Annotated in this window: 5 protein-coding genes; 3 read left to right on the forward strand and 2 right to left on the reverse strand. The window is 73.4% G+C overall.

Annotation, left to right across the window (positions count from 1 at the left end; genetic code table 11):
• Positions 1–875: substrate-binding domain-containing protein (locus AB0H87_RS39950; protein ID WP_360158456.1), on the forward strand; the 875-nt coding region annotated here is incomplete at its 5' end.
• 23 nt (positions 876–898) lie between these two features.
• Positions 899–1,489 (forward strand): hypothetical protein, encoded by a 591-nt coding sequence (locus AB0H87_RS39955; protein ID WP_360158459.1) that lies wholly within the window; start codon positions 899–901, stop codon positions 1,487–1,489.
• Here AB0H87_RS39955 and AB0H87_RS39960 read toward each other — a convergent pair whose 3' ends face one another.
• Positions 1,490–1,873, reverse strand: a complete 384-nt coding sequence (locus AB0H87_RS39960; RefSeq protein WP_360158462.1) for an Imm1 family immunity protein — start codon at positions 1,871–1,873, stop codon at positions 1,490–1,492.
• Between the two features lie 84 nt (positions 1,874–1,957).
• The gene (locus AB0H87_RS39965) at positions 1,958–2,179 is read right to left on the reverse strand and encodes a hypothetical protein (RefSeq protein ID WP_360158465.1); all 222 of its coding nucleotides are present in this window, start codon (positions 2,177–2,179) and stop codon (positions 1,958–1,960) included.
• Positions 2,180–2,210: 31 nt separating this feature from the next.
• On the opposite strand from AB0H87_RS39965, the gene AB0H87_RS39970 reads away from it, so the two are divergent.
• Complete coding sequence (locus AB0H87_RS39970) at positions 2,211–3,083, forward strand: alpha/beta hydrolase (protein ID WP_360158468.1); 873 nt, start codon at positions 2,211–2,213, stop codon at positions 3,081–3,083.
• Positions 3,084–3,182: the final 99 nt, after the last annotated feature.

A 3,182-nucleotide genomic window follows, 5' to 3' on the forward strand; every position in this document is an offset into this window, starting at 1 on the left:
GGCGGGTGCCGAGCGCGCGCTCGGTGCGCTACGGCACCACGCGGTCGCTCGGCGTGGTGCTGGGCGAGCACCTGACCTACGCGTTCGACGACCCGGGCGCGGTCGCCTTCCTCGCCGGGATGGCCGAGGTGTGCGCCGAACGCGGCTTCGGCCTGCAGATCGTGCCGACCGGCGCCGGGGGAGTCGACCCTGACCGCGTCGTGGCCGCGGCCGTGGACGCGTACGTCGTCTGGACGACCACCGACGACGACCCGGTCCTGGCCGCCGCCTGCGGCACCCACCGACCGGTGGTCGTCCACGGTGGACCGGGCCGCGCCGGCACGACGCTCGTCGGCATCGACCACCGGGCCGCCGCCCGCGCGGTCGGGGCGGAGGTGTTCGCGGGCGCCCGCCGCCCCGCCGTCCTGAGCTTCCCCGTCGACCGGCAACGGGCCACGTTCATCCGCTCCGGCGTCGATCCCGCGACCGTCGCCTACCCGGTCACCCGCGACCGGCTGGCCGGATACCGCGACGCCGCCGAGGCTCTCGGCATCGACTGGTCGGCCGTTCCGGTGGGGGTGTGCCGCACCAACGACGAGTCCGAGGCGCGGACCGTCACCCGGCAGCTCCTGTCGTCCGCGTCCGATGTGGACGCGGTCGCCGCGATGGGCGACCAACTGGCGTTGGGCGTCCTGCGCGCGGCGCGCAAGCCGCTGCGGGTCAGCGGGTGGGACGACTCGGCCGTCGCGCGGGAACACGACCTCACGACCGTGGCGCAGTCGCTGCGGGACCAGGGTGCCGCGTGCGCCACCGCGGCGCTCGGCGATCCCGTGCCGAGCTACCACGACGCCTGGCGCCTGGTCCGGCGGGCGTCCACCGGCACGGCCCCGGTGTAGTTCGCAGGGCTAACATCCTCGGCATGGGGGAGTTCGCGGTACCGACGGCACGGCGAAGGGCGCCCGCGCTCGTGGTCGCGTCCAGTGTGTTGCTGGGCGGCGGCGGCCTGGCCCGCATCGCGCAGGTCGCGGCGGAAGCGGTTCGGCAGGACATCAATCTGGTCGCGTACGAGCGGGTGAGCCCGGCAACCGGATGGACGGCCGTCCCGATGGTGTTCCTCATGGGTGTCGGCCTGGTCGTCGCGCTGGCGGGAGCCGGCCTCATCGGGCTGGCGGTCGCCAACCTCGGCGGCGCGAACTGGACCCGCGTCGTCACGTGGGTCGTCGGCGGCACAACGCTGACAGTGGCCGCGGGCTGGTGGTTGTTGTCGCTCGTCCCCGCACCGGACGGGCCGTCCCCGGGCACGACCGACTGGGCCGCCGTGAACGCCCTCGCCGATCAGCTGATGCCCGGCTGGGTCGACCCGGTCCTCACCACTTCCGGCATCGTGGCATCACCCGCGTTGCTGGTCGCCGTGGTGCTGCTCGCCCTGCCGCCCGCCAACGACTTCTATCGCCGGCGGCGTCCGGAGCCGTCCGTCGTGGTCTACCCGGGTGCCACGGTCCAGGTCTAGTCAGCCGGCGCGCCAGGTCAGGCCGAGATCGGGTCGGCCACTGCGGTGGAACTCCGTCAACGCCGCCAGCGCGGCATCGCGGTCGACCACGTCGTTCGCGGCGTACTGGTAGTCCTCGCCGTCGTGGAAGATGTCCACCTCGGCCGGCCCGGCCGTCGCTGTCTGCAGGATCACCCGGTCGTCGTGGTCGAACGCCCCGACGTAGACGTGGTACCGGCCGCTCCCACCGACCACGCTGATGTACGCGCCCGTCCCGTCGATGAGGTTCAGCCCCGTGTGGCGCTGCTGGTCCAGCGCGTCCAGCGCCACGACCACATCCTCGATGGTGGGCGACTGGATGACAACGAGCTGACGCCTGCCCGCGTCGTACAGGTCGTACTCCATTTGGGGGCGGGTGAGGGATTTGCCCGCCGGATCCGGCTCGTAGTCATCGTCCACACCCGAGAAGCGCCGAAAGCTTCAGGGGTGTCACGGCGCATCGTCGGCGGCGTCGTAGCCGTAGACCCAGCCGTTGGCCACGAGCGGATCGGCGTGCGCGAGCGCGTCGTCCCGGGCCTGCTGCTGCGCTCCGTCGGGCAGGTGGTTGACGTGCGACCGACCGTGGCTCAGCCGTTGGATCCGCGTCGTGCGCGGGATCCGCAGCGCCTCGTACCGGCGGCCCCCGCCGACGACGGCGATGCGAAGCGACACGGGACCTCCAGGTTTCCGTAGGCTCGGACACATGACTGACGTGGAGACGCGGACCCTCGCCCTGCCGGGTGCCGACCTGGTCTACGACGTGCGCGGCCCGTTGCCGCCGGCCGGTGGGCGGCCCGTGCTGCTGATGATCGGCCAGCCGATGACAGCGGACGGCTTCGCGACCCTCGCCGGGCATTTCCCGGAGCGTACGGTCGTCACCTACGACCCGCGCGGCCTGGGCCGCAGCGTCCGGACCGACGGCCGCAAGGACAACACGCCGCAGCAGCAGGCCGCCGACCTCCACCTGCTGATCGAGGCGCTCGGCACCGGCCCGGTCGACGTGTTCGGCAGCAGCGGCGGCGCGGTCACCGGGCTCGAACTGGTCGCGACCCACCCGGGTGACGTCGCCACGCTGGTCGCGCACGAGCCGCCGATCAACGCGGTGCTGCCCGATGCGGCCGGCGCGGAGCGGGCGCGGTCCGGCTTCTACGAGGCGTACCAGGCGAAGGGCACCGGCGCGGGGATGGCCGCGTTCATCGCGATGACGTCGTGGCAGGGCGAGTTCACCGACGAGTACTTCGCGCAGCCGGTGCCGGACCCGGCGATGTTCGGCATGCCGACCGAGGACGACGGCAACCGCGACGACCCGCTGCTGTCACGGCTTTCGTGGGCGGTCACCGACTACCGCCCGGACGCGGCCCGGCTGGCGGCCGCGCCGACGCGTGTCGTGGTCGCCGTGGGGGAGGAGTCGGCGGGTACGTACACCGCGCGGACGTCGCTCGGCCTGGCGGCGCTGCTCGGTCAGGAGGCCGTCGTGTTCCCGAGCCACCACGGCGGCTTCCTCGGTGGCGAGGGGGGATACGCAGGCAAGCCGGCCGAGTTCGCGGCGCGGCTGCACTCGTTGTTGGACGCCTAGCGGGCCCGGCAGGCCGCGGCGATGTCGGCGACGACGTCCGCCGGCAGCGTGTTCCAGGCGGTGGTGAACTTCTGCGGATCGCCGGAGTCGCCCTTGCGG

The sequence above is a fragment of the Asanoa sp. NPDC050611 genome, assembly GCF_040654855.1.
Classification (GTDB): Bacteria; Actinomycetota; Actinomycetes; order Mycobacteriales; family Micromonosporaceae; genus Asanoa.

What these genes read in the sequence shown, in the direction of transcription:
- AB0H87_RS39955 (WP_360158459.1), top strand. Translation starts at nt 899, where the DNA reads ATGGGGGAGTTCGCGGTACCGACGGCACGGCGAAGGGCGCCCGCGCTC.
- AB0H87_RS39960 (WP_360158462.1), bottom strand. Translation starts at nt 1,873, where the DNA reads ATGGAGTACGACCTGTACGACGCGGGCAGGCGTCAGCTCGTTGTCATC.
- AB0H87_RS39970 (WP_360158468.1), top strand. Translation starts at nt 2,211, where the DNA reads ATGACTGACGTGGAGACGCGGACCCTCGCCCTGCCGGGTGCCGACCTG.